Source organism: Bacteroides sp. D1 (assembly GCF_000157095.2).
Taxonomy (GTDB): Bacteria; Bacteroidota; Bacteroidia; order Bacteroidales; family Bacteroidaceae; genus Bacteroides; species Bacteroides xylanisolvens.
In genome coordinates this window covers 84021-107785 of record NZ_JH114339.1, presented here as the reverse complement: position 1 = coordinate 107785, position 23765 = coordinate 84021, and the positions used below count along the sequence as shown (strand labels likewise).

Below are 23765 nucleotides of genomic sequence, written 5' to 3'. Positions count from 1 at the left end.
ATAAAGTTAAATATTATCAGGAGTTACCCATATCCATGCGCGATAGCAACTTCTCCTATGAACAGGAACCAAAGGTAAATAACCGGAGTACACTCTACCTTCCCTGATTTCCAACGGATAAGTTGCGGACATTCGTTCATGTTCCTGCAAGGCTTCACCTTCCGAAGGATGATAATCAATCACAAAACGCCCTGTTGAACCAGAACGTACATAACGGTCATATAAAAAACGCGCAACAACTCCCATATTCATGCGCAGATTAATTTCCACACAGGGATGAATCCGAAAAACCGGCTTTTCATTTTCCGGAAACCGACAAATCATCATATCAACCCCAAGATAACCTTTATAAACGGTTCCTACCAACGCAGAAAGTCTATATTTCAAACAGTTCTCCAAATCCGTCAGAACCTTTGAAGGGACATATTGCGAAAGTTGTTTCCAGATTGCCTCATTAGAAAGCAAACGATTCCCTTCATACATTCCACTCTTTCCGGTATGGAAGAGGGAATATCCCATAAATGTCACTTCACCTGTACCATCGGAATAAAACTCCATGGCAAAGTCTTCTACCTTATTATATATAGGTTCCGCAATGATTCCACCCTGCGAAGCAGCCACACGCGTACACCAACCGGATATAAAAGGAGTAAATATGCCTTTACACCAGTTCAAGCCTTTACCGCTTCCCGAAAGCGGAGCTTTCAACAGGCAGCATTCCCGCTCTTCCACAAAGGTTTTCCATTCTTCTTGTGTCTTCAAATAATAAGATTCTCCGCAGAAATATTCATTCAGTTGTAATTCCGGAAGCAATGAGACGGCTTTAGAACGATGGGAGTATTCCCGCAGACCGTTTAATTGCTCCATAGAAGGCAACAGGGCTTCATCCACGCCCAGCCCTGAAAGCCGTTTCCGCAAAGCTACATCCCACCCCCAAGGACGAATATCCAAATTCGGTTCAATAGCAAGTTCCGGCTCTGTCATCAAATCAACCGAAAGTCCTAATAATTCCTGTATCTTCTTCACATAGCCGAGATTATAGGCGGAAGAAGCTAATACAGCACTCCCCTCCTCTACATACCACATCGGAAGCAAAGCCAACTCGGAAGCCATACGTCTGGCCGAAGCCGGAGCCATATAGTTCGTTTCACCGCTAGCCAACGCCAAGTCATGTTCCGGATTGAATATATAAAGAGCCTTTTTTGTCATTTCAAATGAATTCAAAACTTTATTCTGCAAATATATACAGGAAATAGTCAGGAATGACTACAATAAACAGAAAGTTGGAATTAAACACACAATTTTGCCATCTCTACTTTGCAAATCCTAAAAAAAGCAGTATATTTGCCACCCGAAAAACAAAGAACTGAAATGGAATCATTCTACCGCACACACGCCTACCTCGTTGAGCACACCAATGCCCCCGTTCGCCGCGATCTTATGGACGAGATCGACTGGAGCGACCGCCTGATTGGTATCAAAGGGACACGTGGCGTAGGAAAAACCACTTTCCTTCTCCAATACGCCAAAGAGAAATTCGGGAACGACCGTTCCTGTCTGTTCATCAACATGAACAACTTCTATTTCTCGGGCCACAGCATTGTAGACTTCGCCAACGAATTTCAGAAACGTGGCGGAAAAGTATTGTTGATCGACCAGGTGTTCAAACATCCGGAATGGAGCAAAGAGTTACGCATGTGTTACGACCGTTTTCCTAACCTGAAAATTGTCTTCACCGGCTCGTCCGTGATGCGACTGAAAGAAGAAAATCTTGAATTACGTGATATCGCCAAGAGCTATAACCTGCGTGGATTTTCTTTCCGTGAATTCCTAAACTTGCAAACAGGCATGAAATTCAGGGCATATAGCCTCGAAGAAATTCTTAGCACTCACGAACAGATTGCCAAAGGAGTACTCTCCAAAGTTCGTCCGTTGGATTATTTCCAGGATTATCTGCACCACGGCTTCTATCCGTTCTTCCTCGAAAAGCGTAACTTTTCGGAGAATTTACTGAAAACGATGAACATGATGGTGGAAGTAGATATACTTCTCATCAAACAAATTGAACTGAAATATCTTTCAAAGATAAAAAAATTACTATATTTGCTCGCTGTCGACGGGCCGAAGGCTCCAAATGTGAGCCAACTGGCAAGCGACATACAGACATCTCGCGCCACGGTGATGAACTATATCAAGTATCTGGCAGATGCGCGACTCATTAATCTGGTTTATCCGAAAGGGGAAGAATTCCCTAAAAAACCTTCAAAGATAATGATGCACAACTCCAACCTGATGTATTCCATCTATCCGGTGAAAGTGGAAGAGCAGGATGTGCTTGACACATTCTTTGCAAATTCTTTATGGAAAGACCATAAGGTACATAAAGGAGATAAAAACGTCTCTTTTATGGTGGACGAGGTAATGCCGTTCAAAATTTGCCAGGAAGGCGCAAAGATCAAGAACAATCCGAATGTAACGTACGCGTTGCATAAGGCTGAAATAGGTCGGGGCAACCAGATACCTCTCTGGATGTTCGGCTTTTTATATTAAAAGATTTATTTACTTAAATATTTAATTTAGTTATGACTAAACAGAAGAAATTCATCACTTGTGATGGTAACCAGGCTGCAGCGCATATCTCGTATATGTTCTCTGAAGTAGCAGCTATCTACCCCATCACTCCTTCTTCGACTATGGCTGAGTACGTAGACGAATGGGCTGCCGCAGGACGTAAGAACATCTTCGGCGAAACAGTATTAGTACAGGAAATGCAATCTGAAGGTGGTGCTGCCGGTGCAGTTCACGGTTCTCTTCAGGCTGGTGCGTTGACTACTACTTACACTGCTTCCCAGGGTCTTCTCCTGATGATCCCTAACATGTACAAAATTGCCGGTGAGTTCTTGCCTTGCGTATTCCATGTATCTGCTCGTACATTGGCTTCTCACGCATTGTGTATCTTCGGTGACCACCAAGACGTAATGTCAGCTCGTCAGACTGGCTTTGCTATGTTGGCTGAAGGCTCTGTACAGGAAGTTATGGATTTGGCTGGTGTTGCTCACTTGGCTACCATCAAATCTCGCGTTCCGTTCATGAACTTCTTCGATGGTTTCCGTACATCTCACGAAATCCAAAAGATTGAAATGTTGGAAAATGATGATCTTGCTCCGCTGATCGACCAAGAAGCTTTGGCTGAATTCCGTGCCCGCGCACTGAACCCGATGAAACCGGTAGCTCGTGGTATGGCTGAAAATCCTGACCATTTCTTCCAACATCGTGAATCATGCAACAACTACTACGAAGCAGTTCCTGCTATCGTAGAAGAATACATGAATGAAATTTCTAAGATCACAGGTCGTAAATACGGTTTGTTCGATTACTATGGTGCAGAAGATGCAGAACGCGTAATTATCGCTATGGGTTCTGTAACAGAAGCTGCCCGCGAAGCTATCGACTACCTGGTAGCAAACGGCGAAAAAGTGGGTATGGTTGCCGTACACCTGTATCGTCCGTTCTCTGCTAAACACTTCCTGGCTGCTGTACCTAAGACTGCTAAGACTATCGCAGTTCTTGACCGTACTAAAGAACCGGGTGCTAACGGCGAACCTCTTTACCTTGACGTTAAAGACTGCTTCTACGGTGCAGAAAATGCTCCGGTTATCGTTGGCGGTCGCTACGGTTTGGGTTCAAAAGATACTACTCCTGCTCAAATCCTTTCAGTATTCGAAAACTTGGCTATGCCAATGCCGAAGAACCACTTCACTATCGGTATCGTAGACGACGTTACTTTCACTTCTCTTCCTCAAAAAGAAGAAATCGCTTTAGGCGGCGAAGGTATGTTCGAAGCTAAATTCTACGGTTTGGGTGCTGACGGTACAGTAGGTGCTAACAAGAACTCTGTAAAGATTATCGGTGACAACACTGACAAACACTGCCAGGCTTACTTCTCTTATGACTCTAAGAAGTCGGGCGGTTTCACTTGTTCTCACTTGCGTTTCGGTGACAATCCAATCCGTTCTACTTATCTGGTAAATACTCCGAACTTCGTTGCTTGTCACGTTCAGGCTTACCTGCACATGTACGATGTAACTCGTGGTTTGCGTAAGAACGGTTCTTTCTTGCTGAACACAATCTGGGAAGGTGAAGAACTGGCTAAGAACCTGCCTAACAAGGTTAAGAAATATTTTGCACAGAACAACATTTCTGTATACTATATCAACGCAACACAGATTGCACTGGAAATTGGTTTGGGTAACCGTACCAACACAATCCTTCAATCTGCATTCTTCCGTATCACAGGTGTTATTCCTGTAGAACAAGCTGTTGAGCAGATGAAGAAATTCATCGTTAAGTCTTACGGCAAGAAGGGTGAAGACGTTGTTAACAAGAACTATGCTGCCGTTGACCGTGGTGGTGAATACAAGACTTTGGCTGTTGATCCTGCTTGGGCTAACCTTCCGGATGACGCAAAAGCTGAAAACAACGATCCTGCATTCATCAACGAAGTAGTTCGTCCGATCAATGCACAAGACGGTGACTTGTTGCCGGTATCTGCATTCAAGGGTATCGAAGACGGTACTTGGTATCAAGGAACTGCTAAATACGAAAAACGTGGTGTAGCTGCATTCGTTCCTGAATGGAATGCTGAAAACTGTATCCAGTGTAACAAATGTGCATACGTTTGTCCTCACGCTTCTATCCGTCCGTTCGTACTCGACGCTGAAGAGCAGAAGGGTGCTAAGTTCGAACAACTGAAAGCTGTAGGTAAAGCATTCGACGGTATGACATTCCGTATCCAGGTGGACGTTCTCGACTGTCTGGGTTGCGGTAACTGTGCTGACATCTGTCCGGGTAATCCGAAGAAGGGTGGCAAAGCATTGACAATGAAACACCTCGAAAGCCAATTGGCTCAAGCTGAAAACTGGACTTACTGTGCTGAAAACGTGAAGACTAAACAACATCTTGTTGATATCAAGGCTAACGTGAAGAACTCACAGTTCGCTACTCCGTTGTTTGAGTTCTCCGGCGCTTGCTCTGGTTGTGGTGAAACTCCATACGTGAAATTGATTTCTCAATTGTTCGGTGACCGTGAGATGGTTGCTAACGCTACCGGATGTTCTTCTATCTACTCTGGTTCTGTTCCTTCTACTCCGTATACTACAAACGAAAACGGACACGGTCCTGCTTGGGCTAACTCACTGTTCGAAGACTTCTGTGAATTCGGTTTGGGTATGGAACTGGCTAACGAAAAGATGCGTGCTCGTCTCGTGAAAGTGATGAACGAGGCTATTGCTGCTGATTGCACTCCTGCTGAAGTAAAAGAACTGTTCGCTGAATGGATCAACAATATGCTGGATGCGGACAAGACTAAGGAATTGGCTGCTAAGATCATTCCGGTTGTTGAAGCTAACAAGGATAAATGTAACCACTGCAAACAAATCGCTGAACTGCAACAATATCTTGTAAAACGCAGCCAGTGGATCATTGGTGGTGACGGTGCTTCTTACGATATCGGTTACGGTGGTCTTGACCATGTAATCGCTTCCGGTAAGGACGTTAACATCCTCGTTCTGGATACTGAAGTTTACTCTAACACAGGTGGTCAGTCTTCTAAAGCTACTCCGGTAGGTGCTATCGCTAAGTTCGCTGCTGCTGGTAAGCGCGTACGTAAGAAAGACCTCGGTCTGATGGCTACTACTTACGGTTATGTATATGTTGCACAGATCGCTATGGGTGCTGACCAAGCTCAAACTCTGAAAGCTATCCGTGAAGCTGAAGCATATCCGGGACCATCTTTGATTATCGCTTACGCTCCATGTATCAACCACGGTCTGAAAGCAGGTATGGGTAAGAGCCAGGAAGAAGAAGAAAAAGCTGTTAAGTGCGGTTACTGGCACTTGTGGCGTTACAACCCGGCTTTGGAAGAAGAAGGCAAGAACCCATTCCAATTGGATAGCAAAGAACCGAACTGGGAAGATTTCCAAGGTTTCTTGAAGGGTGAAGTTCGTTACGCTTCTGTAATGAAACAATATCCTGCTGAAGCTGAAGAACTGTTTAAAGCTGCTGAAGAAAACGCTAAATGGCGTTACAACAGCTACAAACGTTTGGCTAGAGAAAACTGGGGTGCTGAATAATAGTAATACCCTATAAATATAAAACGGTAATCTTGTAGAAGATTACCGTTTTTTTATTGTATGAACTCTGTCTAACATAAACAATACTCCCTTTTTCCCACTAGAGTTCATGTCTATTTTATATTTAAAATTAAGAATAACAATGCTCCAATCTATTTATTCTCAGACTTCGGAATCCAACTATCCACCAACTGCCGATGTTCATCCCTCCATTTGCGGGCTATTTCTTCTTCATCCATCCGGGCATCCTTCATAGCTGTCATAAAAGAGCTAAGTTCTTCTGTCGTTAGTTTAATGTTGCCAAAGAATTCGGCAGCAAACGGATCTTTCTCACTGAATCCTTTCCATGCAATAGCATGTATTTCTTCCAAGTCTCCATATACTTTCTTCGGATCATCCAAGAATTTCAAGTCAAACTGGTCGAACATCCAATGCGGTGTCCACCCCGTGATGACAATCCATTCTCCTTTGTCCATCGCTTTTTTCAAAGAAGCCAGCATGGTGGAACTACTTGAAGTCATGAGGGTATACCCATCAAGTCCATAAGCAGCAATGGCCTTATCGGTCGTCTTCATTATCCCTGCTCCGGCATCAATTCCCACTATTTCGGAAGAGAAACGGTCTTTATTAGCTTCCAGCTCACTAATAGACTGAATCGTAACATATTGAGGAACAACCAGCCCTACACGGGCTTCTCCATATACCTCACCCAGAAATTCGATGCTGTCTCCATACTGATCCATATAATCTTTCATCGTTATTGGTAACCAGGCATCCAGAAACACATCTGATTTCTTTCCTGACATAGATACAAAAATAGGGGCAAGATCAGCATTTTGCAATTCAACCTCATATCCATGTTCTTCCAATACCACCTTAGCCAAATGGCTCATGGCAATACCTTCCAACCAATTGGCATAGGCTATTTTTACTTTCTTTTTCTCTAAGTCTGAATTAGTACAGGAAGCCAGCAAAAGTATAGCTGACAATACTATTCCTACTATTTTATATATTCTCATACGTATTTTATCCTTTCCGTTTAGTTCTTGTTTTTTCGTCCTGCCATTCCTTGTGTGATACGGTCTAAGATGATAGCTAAAATAACAACTGCGATACCACCTTCAAACCCAAGTCCGATTTTCATTTGGGTAATACCTTTCAATACAATTTCTCCCAGACCACCGGCAGCAATCATGGCAGCAATGACAACCATAGAAAGCGACATCATTATTGTCTGATTGACACCTGTCAGGATGGTCGGCAACGCCAAAGGAAGCTGCACTTTATACAATAACTGCCAACGGGTAGCCCCGAACGAACGGGAAGCTTCCACTACATTTTTAGGAACTTGCCGAATTCCCAATCCAGTAAGGCGGACCACAGGAGGCATAGCAAAGATAATGGTGGCAAACACTCCCGGCACTGCTCCCAATCCGAAAAACAAAACGGCAGGAATCAGATAAACAAAAGCAGGCATCGTCTGCATTAAGTCGAGAACAGGACGAAGTATTTTCTCTGCACGCGGACTGTTTGCCGTCCACACTCCTAAAGGTACACCAACAATCAGAGCCAGACAGGTAGATGAAAAAACGAGAGCCAGGGTTTGCATAGTAGCCTCCCAAAATCCCATTCCATAAATCAGTAATAATCCTAATGCGGTGAAAATTGCCGTACCACGTCCTGCCTTCATCCATGCGAGTGCAGCAAGCACTAGAATGGTTATATAAAAAGGTATTCCAAAAAGTACGTGTTGGAATCCTATAATAAAACTACCGATGCCTGCATTCACGGCATCAAAGAAAGTGGAAAAATGTACCATCATCCAATTGATGACCATCTCTATATATTGTCCTATATTTATCATAAATCTATTGCGTTTTGAATTATTTCGTTTATTTCTTCTTTATCTTTCCCCGTCACTTCGATGATTAAGGAGGAAAGCGGGATTGTCCCTAAAAACTCATGCGTCTCATCAATCACCCATACCGGCGAATTGCTCTTTGTCATTAAAGGAAGTATATCCTCCAACACTGTATCCTCCAATACAGAATGCACCTCGGTACGCACAATCGTATCAATGGATTTTTCCTGTCTGCTACGTAACTTAAGCAGGTCGTTCAGACGTACTTCTCCGACCAGTTTATCATCGGCGTCTATGACAGGTAATACGGTGATATTCTTCGCACGCATCTTACGAATCAATACTTCAGGTCCCTCTTTCTTCAGACGGGCCACCAGTGGTTTGTCAATCATTAAAGAAGAAGCGGTGATAATTTTACTCCTGTCCACGTTTTCAACAAAACGGGCTACATAATCGTTAGCCGGTTCGGTCAGTATTTCTTCTGAAGTACCTACCTGCACCACCTCTCCGTCTTTCATAATGGCAATACGGTCGCCCAGTTTAATCGCTTCACTCAAGTCATGGGTAATAAAGACAATTGTTTTTTTCATCTTCGATTGCAAAGCCAACAGTTCATCCTGCATTTGCACACGAATCAGAGGATCGAGTGCAGAGAAAGCCTCATCCATTAGAAGTACTTCGGGATTATTAGCCAGAGCGCGGGCCAGTCCGACACGCTGTTGCATTCCACCGGAAAGCTCGCCTACCATCTGATTTTCATATCCTTTCAATCCGACAAGCTTCATACTTTCCATCGCTTTCTTCTCACGTTCCTCTTTCTTCACTCCCTGAAGTTCGAGGCCGAACGCGATATTGCTCAATACGGAACGGTGAGGTAACAGACCGAAATTCTGGAAAACCATCGCCAACTCTTTCCGGCGAACTTGCAATAACTCTTTTTCGGATATTTTAGATATATCTACTCCGTTTACAAGTACTTGTCCGGCAGTAGGACGTATCAGACGATTGATACAACGCAGTAATGTCGATTTTCCACTTCCCGAGAGTCCCATTATCACAAAAAACTCTCCTTCATTAATTGAAAGATTGGCATCTTTCACTCCTACCGTACAACCGGTATCTTTCAGAATTTCCTCTTTACTCTTATCTTTTTTCAACATCTTGAGTGCTTTCTGCTTCTCGTGACCAAAGATAAGGTACAAATCCTTTATTTCTATTTTACTCATATAATATATTGGTTTAGATTATAATAGTTGTTTTGTTTTCAACTGCTGCGTTCCTCATTCTCACTTACGATAAACAAGTTGAATGTTCGCATGGTTCAGTCATGTCACATGACAACATGATGATCCGACGTTTTTTAAAATGGTTTTAAAAGACAGACTGAGTAGTTTAAAAGGAATAGAATTTGATAAGATTATCCTCTCAATGAACAGTAGAAAACAGTATTTTCATAAATAAATAACAGTCTGTTCTTGCATATTGTTGGCACAAAGGTAAGGAAAATAGATTAAATATGCAAATTTCATTCAGATACGGAGTAATTCCAAAGATGCTTTTTCAAGTCTACGCATCCATTTTGCTTGAAAGAGATCCCTTCTTCCAACAAGAGTTGTTTCTGCTCTGTCCACCCCGGAACAAGGCGTCCCGATGCATTGACAACCCGGTGACAAGGCGTAGATAAATCATCCGGAACCTGTTTCAAGGCACGCCCCACCATACGGGAACATTGAGGCATTCCCAATAATGCGGCAATTCCCCCATAGGTAGAAACTTTACCTACCGGAATTTCCCGAACAACCTGATACACCTCCTGACAAAAGGATGTGGAAAGGCTTGCCTTATCTACTTTATAATCTTTCATCGCCTGGACTTTATTTATTTCATTCCCAAAGCTAGATAAAAAGAAGAGAATTTGCAAATAATAAAAGTATTTCAAATAAAATATGCAACTTTATTTGCTTTATTTACAAATAATCCCGACCTTTGTACCCATTAAAAGCAACCCTATTATTAACAAAACAAGCACTGCTGTTATGAAAAAGAAGACAATTCTATTCGCTTCTTGTTTATTTGGAGTATTCGCTTTCAGCTCCTGTGAGAAGAACCTTTATGATGAAAGCAAGCAACCTGAAAAAGAAATTCAAGTAAAAGACCTGGATATACCCGCAGGCTTTCAATGGAAATTAACTCAAGTAGCCGCAGGAACAGTAGCTGCTACTACCCCCACTATGGTTTCCTTCTTTTTGGATGAAGCATGTAGTAAAGAAGAGAAAATAGCCGACATTCCTGTAGATACAGAAATTTCAAGTCTCCCTTTGAGCATCCCAACCTACGTAAATACATTGTATGCCCAGTACAAAACCAGCACCAATGAAACCAAAAAAGTAGCCATACCTGTAAATGCAGATAGAAGTTTCTCACTGAACATTGCTAATGATGCCAAATCCAAATCTAACACCACCCGGTCAATCACTCGTGGGCATGATATAGAAGATGACATCCAATTGTCAAAAGGAGTCATTTTTCATCCCAAAGATGGTTGGGGAACAATCATGTTTGAAGACCAATTTCCATCATTAGGAGATTATGACTTTAATGATTTTGTAGTCAATTATAAGGTGCAGTTCCAAGGTATTAGAAAGGTTGACAAAAAATACACTGCGCAGTATATACAAATAGGGTTACGTCTAAAAGCTATCGGAGGAATATTCCCTTATTCCCCTTATTTAAGACTGAAAGAAATAGATTCTGACGAAGTGGAAAGTATAGAAGTTTATGAAACTAAAAACGTGATTCCTGCGATCGACGGAGTAGAACTTGTCCCCAATAAACATCTTATCATTGATTACAGCCCTTTAATTAAGAATCTGGCTAAACCTGCAGGCAGCCAATATTATAATACAGAAAAGAATGCTTTGGTAGCAACAAGTGATTTACCGGAGATCAATATTCTGATCACCCTAAAGAAGAGAAAAGAAGTAAAGGAAATATTAGAAGGCGATGAATTCGACTTGTATTTAAAACGTAATGATAGCGGAACAGAAATCCATATGAATGGTATTGAACCGATCACTTACCAATATCCATTCAATGATAAAAATCTGCTACCGATATATACAAACGGGGACGAAGAAGATGATAATTATTATTTTAGTGCAGGACGCCTGATTTGGGGATTAAGAGTACCAGGCAACGCAGCGCATGCTATTGAAAAAGCTAATTTCTTGGAAGCCTATAAAGGATTTGCAAAATGGGCGCAAAGTAGTGGCAAAAACGAACAAAACTGGTATAATCAAGGAAACGCAGATAAAAGTTTATTGATTCATAACTAACACATATCAATAAATCCCGGCAAACATTGAAAATTCAAGTTACCGGGATTTATTGTATTCTAACGTGAATAGTTTTGATTCTATCCTTTCCTCTTCAGCAAATCTGTCGGACTTTCTCCAAACTGCTCTCTATAACATTTGGTAAAATAAGAAGGAGAGCTGAAACCGACTTCATAACCAATCTCTGCCACTGTCATATCCGACGAAGCAAGCAGGGAAGCAGCTTTCTTTAAACGAGCGATACGAAGCAATTCATTCGGAGAATAATTAGTCAAGGATTTTATTTTGCGATAGAGCTGCACACGACTTAATCCCATATCCTTACCCAAATCTTCTACATTCAAATTTGAGTCTCCCATCTTTGCTTCAATTAAAGCCTTGAATTTTTCCACAAAGTCTTTATCCATATCACAGACATCCTCTTTCGCCAACGTTTGTCCGTCACCAAAGAACTGTTTCAGGCGGCGATGTGAATCTATCAGATTACGAACGCGTGCCAACAGCAATTGCGAACTGAAGGGCTTGGAGATATAAGAATCCGCACCTCCGTCATATCCCTGAATCCGTTGTTCATCCAAAGAACAGGCTGTCAATAGGATGACAGGGATATGGCAGGTTTGCAGTTCGCTTTTCAGCCGACGGCAACACTCTATTCCATCAATACCAGGCATCATCACATCAGAGATTATCAAGTCCGGAACATATTTCATTGCTTTGCGGATACCCTCCGAACCGTCTGCTGCTTCAATAACAGTATAATCGGTATGGAGTAATCTGCGTACATACGAACGGATATCTGCATTATCATCAATTACCAAAACAGAAGGTTTGGAAGAATCATAGCCTTTTTCCAGTTCCTCTTCTTCGACAGCTAAAGTTTCATTCTGGTTGGAAGAGGCAGGAGAACCGGGAGAAGCAGGATTTAAAGGAACTGCAGAGATTGATGACTTTAGAGAATCTTCGGCCAGAATAGTCTCACAAGTCTGTACCGGTAAATCAACGGTAAAGACAGTGCCCTGCTTTTCATCACTTTCCACAGAAATTGTACCTTTATGCAATTCAACGAAAGCTTTAACCAGTGCAAGCCCGATTCCCGAACCGGCGTGGTGCATGTCTATTTTATAAAAACGATCGAAAATACTCCGGATATATTCGGCGGAAATCATTGAACCGGTATTGGCAACAGTAAAACGAATCCAGCGAGTATCCTCTTTCGTCAAGGAAGATAAACGAACCGTTATCTTTCCATTTTCCGGTGTGAACTTGAACGCGTTGGAAAGCAGATTAAAATAAATACGTTCCAACTTTTCCATATCCGCCAACGTATGGTAATCCGTATCCGGCATATTATCAAAAGAGAAATGAATGTGTTTCTTCCGGGCGGCTGCAAGGAATGATTCGTTCCAGCCCTCAAAAGAGGAAAGAACATCTACCTGAACTGGTGTATATTCCATCTTACCGTTCTCGTATTTACGGAAATCCAGAATCTGATTAACAAGACGCAAAAGGATATTCACGTTTCGTTGAATCAGCATCAACATTCGATGCTGATCTCCACTTAGTGTATGATCGGCCAATAAATGTTCTACCGGATCGGCAACCAATGTCAGCGGAGTACGGAAATCGTGAGATATATTTGTGAAGAAAACCAGTTTGGCATGCGTTGCCTCTTCCAGTTGATGAGAAAGCTGGATGAGCTGATCCCGTTGCTCTTCCAGTTTGTCCCGCTGTTCTTCTAATTGGTCGCGTTGTTCCTCTAACTTGTCCCGCTGCTCTTCCAACTGTTTCTTCTGCTCGGAAAGTTCCTTATTCAGACGATTTTTAGCACGGAGAGATTTATAGACTACCAATAATAAGCCTGCCACCAATAGAAGAATGACCAAACCGCCATACATCACCACCTGCTGTGTAGCAACACGAGACAGATATCCGCCGATACGTCCGTTCAATGTTTCAATCTTCTGATCCAGTTCCGAGATGTGAGTTGTCTGAAGTTGCATGACATGCGCATTCGTACGGTCGACCACCGCAGTGTTCATGACCGTTTCCCGGGGATAAGGCTTTTTCTCAAGGATATTCATTGCCAGTTGCATCACTTTGTCGCCATTGGTCGGATAAATAAAAGTAGCATTCAACACACTGTCGAGCACCATTTCCAATCCGTTGCCTTTGCCGGGGAGAGCATCGATACCGACAAAAATCATTTCCTTCTCCCGTCCCACTTTCTTTGCAGCCTGATAAGCTCCCGGAGCAATACGGTCATTATGCGCATACACGGCGTCTATCTTCGGATGCCGACGGAGCATACTATCCATTTCCACTTCCGCCGGTTCACGCTCCCACGCAGCATCCGCTTTATCAATCAGTTTGATATCCGGAAAGTTACTGATAGCAGCCATAAATCCTTGATGGCGTTCCATGGCAGGAGTTGAGCCACCCAGTCCGGTAAGTTCCACCACATTCCCTTTTCCTTTCAGGCTTGACGCAATATAATTGCCTACCGCACGTCCTATTTCATAATTGTCGGCACCGATATAGGCAGTATATTTATCAGAAAGAATCTTCCGGTCTACCAGGATGACAGGTATTCCCTTTTGATAGGCTTCCTCTACAATCGGAGTCATGGGGGCCGCTTCGTTGGCAGAGATAATCAATAAGTCAACCCCTTCATCTATAAAATAATGAACGTCTTCCGCCTGTTTGCGATTATCATCCGCAGCCGACCGGATTTCAACCGATACCCCATCGTAGAACATTGCTTCGCGAAGAATTTCATCATTCATCTTATGCCGCCAGGAGTCATCACTACATTGCGCCACCCCGATACGGAAACGCGGTGCATCCTGCCGACAAGCCGTCATGCCAAGAAGACAGAGCAAGACTGCTATCCACTTTGTATATCCCATCATTCTAATCATTCTCATTTTTTTTCGTATTTCTTTCTATGACCCAAATGGACGATTGAGAACAAAAATAAGAAATAAAACTGTGAGTATGCTATCTATCACCCAATTATTCTCATCATTACCCTCCAAAGAAATGCAAAACAGTTCCCAATATTCAAGCGGAAACTATTAACAAAAGTATAAAGCGTAAGACAAACACTCAATAAATGTTATAAAACATCTCTTTTTATTTGGATTATTTGCAGATTTAGCAGAAGTCCGTATCTTTGCAATGTGTTTTTCATAGTATTAGATTTAAGGTTAACAAAGGTTGGAGCAAGGCGTTGCTCCTTTTTTTATACCCCTACCTCTCATATCATACGAATCATGCAAAAAGAACAAGAGGTATATTCCCACGGAATGAGATATACCTCTATACTTACTTTCCATCAAACAATTACATTAGTCTGTCTTTCAAAACCTGCGGAAGTTCGGGCATTGCACCGCTTTGCGTGCAGACATAAGCAGAAACTTCAACAGCAAGTTTGTGAGCTTCGGGAACCGGTTTTCCATTCAAAATGGAAGCACAGAAAGCAGCCGTAAAGGAATCACCTGCCCCCACCGTATCGGCAACCGGAACTCTCGGTGTCTCCTGGAAAGAGACAACACCCGGGGTAAACACATAACTGCCATTAATTCCGCAAGTCAGAATCAGCATCTTCAGGTTGTATTTTGCCAACAGAATCCAACATTTATCCTGTAAGTCGATGCCGGGATAGCCAAACATACGGCTGATGGTCACCAGTTCTTCGTCGTTTATCTTCAGAATGTTGCAACGGCGGAAAGATTCGCGCAATACCTCTTTGGTGTAGAAGTCCTGGCGGAGATTAATATCAAAGATTTTCAGTTGTCCGTCTATATCGGGCATCGTATCCAGAAAACGGTTGATAGTGGCACGGCTCACTTCATTACGTTGAGCCAGGGAACCGAAGCAAACGGCACGCGTACTCAATGCCAAACGTTTCAGTTCATCCGTGAAAGGTATGTTATCCCATGCCACGCCTTCTTTGATTTCGTAACAAGGCACACCCTCGTCATCCAGTGTCACCTGTACCGTACCGGTAGGATAATCCACTTGTTCAATCTGCGTTTTCAGTTTCTTCTCGTTGAATACGTTCAGAATCTCGTCTCCCAGCTCATCCTTGCCCACGGCACTCACCACGCGACTGTCAAAACCAAACTGTGATACATGATAGGCAAAGTTTGCCGGAGCACCACCTATTTTCTTTCCTTCGGGCAACACATCCCAAAGTGCCTCGCCCATTCCTACGATTATATTATTCATGATCTACGGATTTTATTGTTTCCAAAGTTATAAAATTATTTTTTAATACGGAACGTATAGAACAAGAGATAAAGCACGCCCACTGTCATTACGGCTACTGCCCCACTCTGTCCCATGGCATCGGATGCTACTCCCATAGCCAACGGAAATACCGTGCCGCCGAACAGTCCCATAATCATCAGACCGGAAACTTCATTTTTCTTACCCGGCAGGTAAAGCAATGCCTGCGAGAAGACTACGGAGAACACATTGGAATTGCCGAAACCAATCAGACCGATACATACATAAATCATTGTCTTGTCATGGAATATAAACAAACCTGCCATCGCTATCAGCATCATCACAACGCTAATGCCGAAGAAAGACTTCGGTGACATCTTACGTAAAATGAAAGAACCGAGGAAGCAGCCTGCCGTACGGAAGATGAAATAAAGGCTTGTTGCAAAAGCCGCATCATCAAGGCCCATGCCGAGACGTTCCATCAAAATCTTGGGGGCAGTGGTATTTGTTCCCACATCAATTCCAACGTGACACATGATACCGATGAAAGAAAGCAGGATAAACGGTTTGCCAAGCAAAGCGAGACATTGTCCGAAAGTAGACGGTTTACCTTCTTCTTTTTCCTCTTTAATCTGTGTAACATTGAGCAACAGGATAGCAATGACGGCTACAATCATGTAAATCGGGAACAGGATGCGCCAGCCCAAATCGAAAGTCGGAATGGCTTGTGTCGCTCCCCACATGGCAATATAAGGAGCAAGGAAAGAGGCAATGGCTTTCACAAACTGGCCGAAAGTCAGGCTACTTGCCAAACGGTCGCCACGTACGATGTTAGAAAGCAACGGATTCAGGGAAGTCTGCATCAACGCGTTTCCGATGCCCAGAAGGGAGAAAGAAATCAACATCAGCATATAGCTGTCTCCGAAAACCGGCAATAACAAAGAAGCAAAAGTCACAAGCAAACTAAGCAATACGGTTTTCTTCTGACCGATGCGGCTCATCAGCATGCCTGTGGGTACAGAGAAAATCAGAAACCAGAAGAATACCAGTGAAGGGAAGATATTCGCCTGCGAGTCCGACAGACCGAGGTCTGCCTTTACATAATTGGAGGCAATGCCTACCAGGTCAACAAATCCCATGGCAAAGAAGCAAAGCATCACCGGGATTAGTTTGGAAAGGGAAGAGTTTTTACTGTTTTCCATTGTTTTATCTTTTATATAATAATTTCTGTATCTATAGGACAAGACACATAACCTTACGGCAATGTACACGTCAGTCCTTTATATAGTTGGTGTATCTCCCGTTCCTTGTTGTGCTAAAGCTACGTTATTGTTACCTTCCCACGGCTGTGGTGACTTCTCTTCATGGCTGTGGGAAGAAGCTACCACGGCCGTGGTAGGATCTCGTCACGGCCGTGACAAACTAGTAATAACGTAAGTTTAGAGCAACTATATCACCACCTTATGGGTACTCTCTCACTGGGAAAGAGATACTCTACCCTAAGGAAACAAGGAAAGAACGCATGGAGCGGAATAGAACGGGCTTATGGCTTCAACTTGTAAACTACAAATGAGTCTACCTTATAAGCTCCTCCTTTACTGTAAAAGTCGATATGGTTGTAAGGTTCCGAAGGGAATACCTGATTGGTCATCACAAAACGTCCACCGTCTCCAAAGGCCTCAACGCTGGATTTATCAACAAACAGGCGAAGTTTTAATGCATCTTTTCCGCTTTCAATAGCTGTCCAGGTCAACATCGGGAAGTTCTCATTGAAGCTGACCTCTCCGCTCTTGCGACGATCCATCGAGAATTTCTTTTCTTTCATGTCATACTGCATATCCACTTCTTCGCCTTTGTCATTGTAGAGACGGAAGCCGATTACGTCTGCACGTTGATTTTCGATTGTCAATTCTATTTCGTATGCACCGTCATTGCCGGGAATCATTTCTTTAATTGTGCGTGTTCCGTTTACTTTGAACGAGCGTTTCTTGGAAGCATCACGCAAAGCCAGCAGTTCGGGAGAGGGAGCTGATTGGAGGTAAGTCTCACCATCTATGGTAAACAGGCTCAAGTCACGGGGAACGGAGTTCGGGCTACGGTATTGGGAGGTAGGAACATCGTTTGCGTATTGCCAGTTGCTCATCCATGCGATAGCGATGCGGCGGTTGTCGGGAGCATCACTCCAAGTCACGGTGGCATAATGGTCTTTTCCCCAGTCCATCCATTTGGTTTTGGAAGGTGATTCGTTTACAAACTCTTTTCCGTTGAAGGAGCCTACAAAATATTGAGTAGCCGAGTCACCGAAAGGACCGTCGCCGAGGCTGCAAAGCAGTACCCATTTCTTTTCATTTGTTCCTTCTACCGGGAGTTCGAACAAGTCGGGACATTCCCAAACGTTTCCGTGTGCGCCGTGTCCTTTGCCGAAGCTGCTTTCAAATGTCCAGTCTTTCAGGTTGGGGGAAGAGAAGAATTGCATTTCCTGCCCTACTGCTAATACCATGATCCAGCGTTTGGCGCCTTCGTACCAGAATACTTTCGGGTCGCGGAAGTCACGGGCTTCAGATACTAATACGGGATTGTTTTCGTATTTGGTAAAGGTACGTCCGTTGTCGGTGCTGTAAGCAATACTTTGCACCTGACGGTCGCCGTTTTGTGTATAGATGGCGACGATGGCGCCTGCACCAAAGCCGGCGGTATTATGATGATCTATCACGGCGGAGCCACTGAAGATAGTGCCGAATGCATCCGGGGCGATTGCCACGGGGCGATGTTCCCAGTTTACGAGGTCTTTGCTGATGGCATGTCCCCAGTTCATATTTCCCCATTTGGAGCCGTAAGGGTTATATTGGTAGAAAAGGTGGTATTCGCCGTCTTTGTATACCATTCCGTTCGGGTCGTTCATCCATCCGTAGAGGGGAGAAAAGTGATAGGTGGGACGGAACTTTTCACGATTGCTTGTGTCGAACGTGTCGGACAATTTCATTTCCTTGCAGCAAGCAGTGTTGTCCGGCGAAAGGTTGACACGCACCGGGTCGTTGGAGTTCATTTTAAATTTGAAAGAGATTAGTTTGCCGGAATAGTCGGAAAGATCTACCGGAACAAAGTAATCGACTTTATGGATGGCCAGACGGACATCGAAGTTCTTTACCTCTTTATTATTAACAATCATGCTGATACGCACATCGGGCGATGCATCTTCTACGGGCAACAACAGATACTTCTGGTTAGTGTTGACACGTACGAGGCAATGTCCTTCTCCTAAATCTTTAATTAATAGAGGAGAGTTGTCCGCACGGGCGGATAGAGAGATATTCATCACAATCATACAAAATAAAACCGCGAAGGTTTGAATTTGTTTGGAAGAGAGTCTTAAATTCATGCTTTATGGTATTAAGGTTGTTACAGTGCAAAGATAGGCGCTCCGGGATGAAACGCCTATCACTTTTGTTTCAAACACTGTAAAAGATGTTACTTTTCTATTAATAGGTGCTCACTTGAATATCTGATACAGTGATTTCGCCTTTATAACAGCAGAGTGCCCACGGATTCTTCTGCATTTGATAGATGCGGTTCGTGAAAGATAACTGGTCGTTGATGTAAGTCACACAAACCGACTGGTCACTGTAAATCGTCACCCGGTATTCATTATCGGACGGGATATTGAATTTGTTATCAAACAAGTATTTGGCATTGTCACCGTCTTTCTCGAAGTTGGCTTTACCCTCGTCAGCGTTGACGTGGATGCTATACCATGATTTGGAGTCCGTTCCACGGACGAAAGAGATTCCAAAACGATCTGTATTCGAGGATGCTTTTACGGTAAAGGAAATCTTGTTGTGTACTTTCAACCGGTTGAAGATAACGGAAGCTCCTTCGGCCAACGTATAGGTTTTACCGCTTTCTGTTACGTTTCCGTCTTTAGCCATCACTTTTACCTCTTGTGCAGAAATGTATTTACGATCGATTGCATCGGGAACTCCAAGAGTTAACGTACCGTCTTCGTGCTGAATGAGGCGTTGTGCCACCAAGTTGCCAGCCCATTCGGGTTCTACATCCCCTACGTTTCCATTATCATTACCGGCACGGGTAGGACACCAGCCCCAGATGTAACGGTTGGTTCCATCGGAAGCAGTCTTGCCTGCATAGAATGCACGGCTGTCCAGCATACCTTCCCGATTGTCCGGCCATATTCCGGCATCATTGGCGGTGGTTGCTTTCAGTTCTTCAAGTGTTCTGCCTTTGAAGTATTGTACCTTGCGCATGAAGGAAGCTTGTTCCGAATAGACCAGATACCACCAGTCTCCCATCTTGAATACGTCCGGACATTCGTAGAAACGGTCCCACATCATGGTCATAAATGTGCCGGCAGACGCCCACTCTTTCAGGTCAGTAGAGGTGAATTCGGCAATGTGTCCTTTTCCGCTTTTACGGGTGGCAATCAGCATGTGATAAACGCCGTCTTCGGTCTGGAACAGGAACGGATCGCGGAAGTCATTCTTGTCATAGCCGTACGTATCTCCTTTCAGATAGAAAGTGCGGCTCTTGGTCCATGTTTTAAAGTCGGGAGAGGTAGCTACCATGACCACCTGTGCATTCTGATCGGAAGAAGGTTTGAATTTATTGCCGGTGTAGAAGGTGTAGTAGAGTTTATCAACCGGATTGTAGATCGTACCTCCTGTACCGATGGCAGCATCCTGTTCGTCACGACCTCCACACGGAATCAGTTCGCCGAGAGATTCATAAGTAGCACCGTCTTTGGTGGCCACCCCGAAAATGGGGTGGTAAGTAGCTTCGGGGTTCGGACGGTAGTCTTGCAGGTACATCACTTTAAAGTCTTTGGCAACCGGATCATAAAATGGCATCGGATCACCGACAAAGCCTACCTGCGGTTTATAGTACATCGAGAAGCCATGCTCGTCGGCCGATTGGAAGTAAGTGGCTGTACCGTCCCAGTCTCTTTGAGTCAATACGGGATCCATCTCATCACTGCAAGCGCTCATTGAGGCCAACAGCGTGGTGATTGCTATATGTAAGATCATATTTTTCATAATTATTGCTTATTCTTTTATTTACATAAGTAGTTGATTGCATTCAGAGTCATTTGCTCTACGTTGTAGTGGTAGTAGTCGACAGAAGTGTCTACGCCTTTACCGTACCAGTCGTAACAACCGGAGCCGATACAGATCGTGCGTCCGCTGTTGGCGCGCGGCTCGAATTCGGCAATGATTACTGCACCGTCGTCTCCGCATGCCACATCGATTCCTCCTGTCAAGCTACGCCATGCGTTCAGATCCTCATAACCTCCCCAGTCTGTTCCGATATGCCATTGTGCCGTACTATTGGTAGTCGCGTAACCAGCATCAAAGGTATAGACTCTTGTTTTGTCACCATCTTTCCATCTTAAATCCTGAAATAACGGATGCGACTCGTTGCCGACAATTGGAAAGCTCCATGCCCCATCAACGACTTCGGGTGAGTCTTCACTTCTTCCCCAACTGTTGTTGGGTACACGCTCGTCTTTTGCAATGCTAAGGTCCTTAATATAGAAAGTTGCATAGCGGGTCAGCAACAGGTTACCACCGTTTTGATAGTAGACTTTAAATTTCTCTACGGCAGCTTTCGCATCATCCGGCAAAGGAGGATTATCGCCATTGTCTGCATGGAAATGCCACCAGATTGCAGTATATTTACCTAAATCCACTTTTCCGTCTACTACATCTTTGAATGAGATGTATTCGGACATGGATATATTATCCATCATCCACTGGGCAGCGGCTTTTTCTTCAGGACTTGTCAGTTGGCTCACAGAAGAAGCTGTGCCGATAAAGGCAGTCGGAATTACATTTCCTTGAGTAACTGTTACTACATAAGGAGTCACTGCCGAACGGTAAGTTGCCGTATAAGTGACAGGGTTGGTAAAGTCCTGAATGCTGCCGGATGCCGGAGTTACAGTGACTCCATCCGATCCGGTGAATGTACCTTTCAACTGGGTAATATCCACTGTCAGTGGAACAACTACAGAGATTGTTTTTGATAGCTGGTCTACTTTTCCGACATAAGTATCATTCAACTTAAAGGTCAGTATCTTTGCTTCGTCTCTCTTCACGGTAATCGTATAGTTCATCTGTACGTCGCCATTCTTCACGGTCAAAGATACGGGAAGAGAAAAGTCGATTGTTTCACCGACAGCGATGCTCGCCGTAGCACCTTCGGAAAGATTGATTTCACTGACGGCCATCCGGGTAACGTCATAGTCGTAAGGTACTCCCACTACGATTGTCTTATTCTGATAATCGATCGTCCCTGCGTATTCATCCAATTTGATAGAGTTCACCCATACATCTCCGTCCAGACGAAGATTGGATTTGAAGTCATCGCTACATCCCGCAACTGTCAGACATGCTACAGTCACCAACAGGATGGTATAGAGTTGTTTTATGATTGATTTCATTTTATTCTTTGTTTTAAAATTGATGATTACCAACCGAAATTCTGTGTATAATTTCCGTTACTGGCACTGATCTGTTCGAATGGGATTGGAAGGTATTCGTTCTTATTTTCCGTGAAACCTGCATTCTTGTAAATAGAACAACGGGCTGCTTCGGTCACATAATAAGCATTGATAACGTCTTTGGCTTCTCCCCATCTTACGAGGTCAAAGAAACGTGAGCTTTCCATACCGAACTCTATACGGCGTTCCCATTTCAGCATTTTCATGGCTTCATCCTGTGTATATGCTTTCAGTTCATAAGGAGTTACTTTGAAGTTTACTCCGTACTCTTCTTTGTAATTGAAGATCAGCATTGTACTTCCGGCTGCACGGCTGCGTACATCGTTGATAAGTGAAATGGCATCGGCAATGCGTCCGTCGTTCAACTGTATTAGGGCCTCGGCACGCATCAGCAATACATCTGCATAACGGATGACGATATGATTCAGGGAACTTGCCCAATAAGAACCTTTCTTCAGGCAGTCACAGTCCGGGTCTACATTCTCTTTGAGCGAAACATAATATCCGTAAAGTCCCTTGCTACGGCTCCAGTCATCATTCTTCTGAATCAGGTAGCCTTCGTTGTATTTATAAGGGAAGCCCGGCATACCTACCGTGTGGAATAAACGGGGGTCTACATTGTCCGTCGTAACCTCGTAGTTCTCATTATCGTAAGTATTGAACAGCGGTTTTCCCTGCGAGTCGGTTTTGAAAGCATTCACCAGATTTTGGCTCGGTTTGTGGAAGTCACAGCAGCCTAGTATCTGCGGAGTTGTCAGTCCCATTCCCCAGTTCAGGTTACCGTTGTATGTTCCGTCGTTGATAGAATATTGAATTGCCCATACAGACTCTGCGCCATTTTCATATTGAGGCAGGAAGTTCATGCTATAATCATTTTCCAATCCGTAACCGGCTTTGGCCATGATGAGAGGGTCGGTATATTTCACTACCTGCTTCAGGTCTTCTTCGTCGATACCGGTAAGGTTGTTGTTCACTCCATCCTGACGGTAGGCTTTAAACAGGTAAGTCTTTGCCAGGTAAGCGGCAGCGGCAGCTTGTGTGGGACGTCCTTTTTCTATCTGCACTTCCGGCAGATTGTCGTAGGCAAACTGGAAGTCGTCTGCTATCTTTTGCCATTGTTCGTTATTGGTATAGGTAGTATTCGAAAGCTTGTTGTAAGCATCCGGGTCCATGTTTTCATCGTTCACTATGACGATCTTCTTAAACAGTTCCTTCAGCATGAAGTGGGCGTGTCCGCGCAGGAATCTCATTTCTGCAATGCGCTGATCCTTCAGCGGATAAGTCTTTTCATCCATCAGGTCAAGTGACTGCAAGGCTGTGTTGGCACGGGTGATGCATTGATACAGTCTTTTCCATATATCGTTGATGTTCCAGTCGGTGGTATTGATACCTTTAGAAATTTCCAGTGCGTTGAATACACCGCCGTCTTCCGTACCGGAACCGCCTTTATAACAATCGTCGGAACGCACGTCATAATTCCAAAGCGAGAAGGAAGAGTTGATGTCGTCACCTGTTGCCCAAATGGCGTAGGCTGAAATCACGAGGTTGTCCACGTATTCGGGAGAAGCGATCTGATCGCCGGTCACAATACCCTGCGGAACCTGACGATCCAGAAAGTCGTTGCAACTGCTTGTCAGCAAGGTAAATCCGATGGTTGCTATGTATAGTATCTTTTTCATGATAGTTCGTTTTATAAA

The 23765-nt window shown here is 43.8% G+C and carries 16 protein-coding genes; 4 read left to right on the top strand and 12 right to left on the bottom strand.

The features are described from left to right. Positions 1-6: 6 nt before the first annotated feature. Positions 7-1209 (bottom strand): hypothetical protein, encoded by a 1203-nt coding sequence (locus BSAG_RS13970; protein WP_008771310.1) that lies wholly within the window; start codon positions 1207-1209, stop codon positions 7-9. A 162-nt stretch (positions 1210-1371) separates the two neighbouring features. Here BSAG_RS13970 and BSAG_RS13975 point away from each other — a divergent pair, with 162 nt between their 5' ends. Together BSAG_RS13975 and nifJ are read left to right on the top strand one after the other, a co-directional pair. Then, positions 1372-2550: an ATP-binding protein gene (locus BSAG_RS13975; protein ID WP_004311727.1), complete on the top strand. Its 1179-nt coding sequence runs from the start codon at positions 1372-1374 to the stop codon at positions 2548-2550. Between the two features lie 32 nt (positions 2551-2582). Further along, positions 2583-6131, top strand: a complete 3549-nt coding sequence (gene nifJ, locus BSAG_RS13980) for a pyruvate:ferredoxin (flavodoxin) oxidoreductase (RefSeq protein ID WP_008015818.1) — start codon at positions 2583-2585, stop codon at positions 6129-6131. Positions 6132-6283: 152 nt separating this feature from the next. Here nifJ and BSAG_RS13985 read toward each other — a convergent pair whose 3' ends face one another. The 4 genes from BSAG_RS13985 to BSAG_RS14000 form a co-directional block, all read right to left on the bottom strand. Further along, entirely contained in the window at positions 6284-7150 is an 867-nt protein-coding gene (locus tag BSAG_RS13985) for a glycine betaine ABC transporter substrate-binding protein (RefSeq protein ID WP_004312808.1), read from the bottom strand. A gap of 20 nt (positions 7151-7170) precedes the next feature. After that, a complete protein-coding gene (locus BSAG_RS13990) occupies positions 7171-7995 on the bottom strand; it encodes an ABC transporter permease (protein WP_008015814.1) in 825 nt (274 codons plus the stop codon). Beyond that, positions 7992-9218: a glycine betaine/L-proline ABC transporter ATP-binding protein gene (locus BSAG_RS13995; protein WP_008015811.1), complete on the bottom strand. Its 1227-nt coding sequence runs from the start codon at positions 9216-9218 to the stop codon at positions 7992-7994. Before BSAG_RS13995 ends, BSAG_RS13990 begins: the two co-directional genes overlap by 4 nt. 299 nt (positions 9219-9517) lie before the next feature. After that, complete coding sequence (locus tag BSAG_RS14000; protein ID WP_004312618.1) at positions 9518-9856, bottom strand: MGMT family protein; 339 nt, start codon at positions 9854-9856, stop codon at positions 9518-9520. A gap of 82 nt (positions 9857-9938) precedes the next feature. Between BSAG_RS14000 and BSAG_RS14005 the strand changes: the two genes are divergently transcribed. Continuing rightward, positions 9939-11327 (top strand): LruC domain-containing protein, encoded by a 1389-nt coding sequence (locus BSAG_RS14005; RefSeq protein WP_004312617.1) that lies wholly within the window; start codon positions 9939-9941, stop codon positions 11325-11327. An 80-nt stretch (positions 11328-11407) separates the two neighbouring features. On the opposite strand, the gene BSAG_RS14010 is transcribed toward BSAG_RS14005, so the two are convergent. The 3 genes from BSAG_RS14010 to BSAG_RS14020 all read right to left on the bottom strand — a co-directional run bounded on the left by BSAG_RS14010 (position 11408) and on the right by BSAG_RS14020 (position 16759). Beyond that, positions 11408-14233, bottom strand: coding sequence for a substrate-binding domain-containing protein (locus tag BSAG_RS14010; RefSeq protein WP_008771308.1), 2826 nt, complete (start codon positions 14231-14233; stop codon positions 11408-11410). Between the two features lie 436 nt (positions 14234-14669). Further along, the gene (locus BSAG_RS14015) at positions 14670-15557 is read right to left on the bottom strand and encodes a carbohydrate kinase family protein (RefSeq protein WP_004312615.1); all 888 of its coding nucleotides are present in this window, start codon (positions 15555-15557) and stop codon (positions 14670-14672) included. A 35-nt stretch (positions 15558-15592) separates the two neighbouring features. Beyond that, the gene (locus BSAG_RS14020) at positions 15593-16759 is read right to left on the bottom strand and encodes an MFS transporter (protein WP_004300990.1); all 1167 of its coding nucleotides are present in this window, start codon (positions 16757-16759) and stop codon (positions 15593-15595) included. A gap of 61 nt (positions 16760-16820) precedes the next feature. On the opposite strand from BSAG_RS14020, the gene BSAG_RS24930 reads away from it, so the two are divergent. Then, a complete protein-coding gene (locus BSAG_RS24930) occupies positions 16821-16994 on the top strand; it encodes a hypothetical protein (RefSeq protein WP_008997455.1) in 174 nt (57 codons plus the stop codon). A gap of 106 nt (positions 16995-17100) precedes the next feature. Here the strand turns inward: BSAG_RS24930 and BSAG_RS14025 are convergent, their stop codons facing one another. The 4 genes from BSAG_RS14025 to BSAG_RS14040 all read right to left on the bottom strand — a co-directional run bounded on the left by BSAG_RS14025 (position 17101) and on the right by BSAG_RS14040 (position 23747). After that, on the bottom strand, positions 17101-18936 hold the full coding sequence (locus BSAG_RS14025) for a DUF4980 domain-containing protein (RefSeq protein ID WP_008771307.1): 1836 nt from the start codon (positions 18934-18936) through the stop codon (positions 17101-17103). 100 nt (positions 18937-19036) lie between these two features. Further along, complete coding sequence (locus tag BSAG_RS14030; RefSeq protein ID WP_008771306.1) at positions 19037-20605, bottom strand: glycoside hydrolase family 32 protein; 1569 nt, start codon at positions 20603-20605, stop codon at positions 19037-19039. Positions 20606-20622: 17 nt separating this feature from the next. Beyond that, positions 20623-22008 carry a DUF4960 domain-containing protein gene (locus tag BSAG_RS14035; protein ID WP_008771305.1) on the bottom strand — a complete coding sequence of 462 codons (1386 nt, stop codon included), beginning with the start codon at positions 22006-22008 and terminating at the stop codon, positions 20623-20625. Between the two features lie 26 nt (positions 22009-22034). Continuing rightward, the gene (locus BSAG_RS14040; protein WP_008015805.1) at positions 22035-23747 is read right to left on the bottom strand and encodes a RagB/SusD family nutrient uptake outer membrane protein; all 1713 of its coding nucleotides are present in this window, start codon (positions 23745-23747) and stop codon (positions 22035-22037) included. Positions 23748-23765 lie beyond the last annotated feature (18 nt).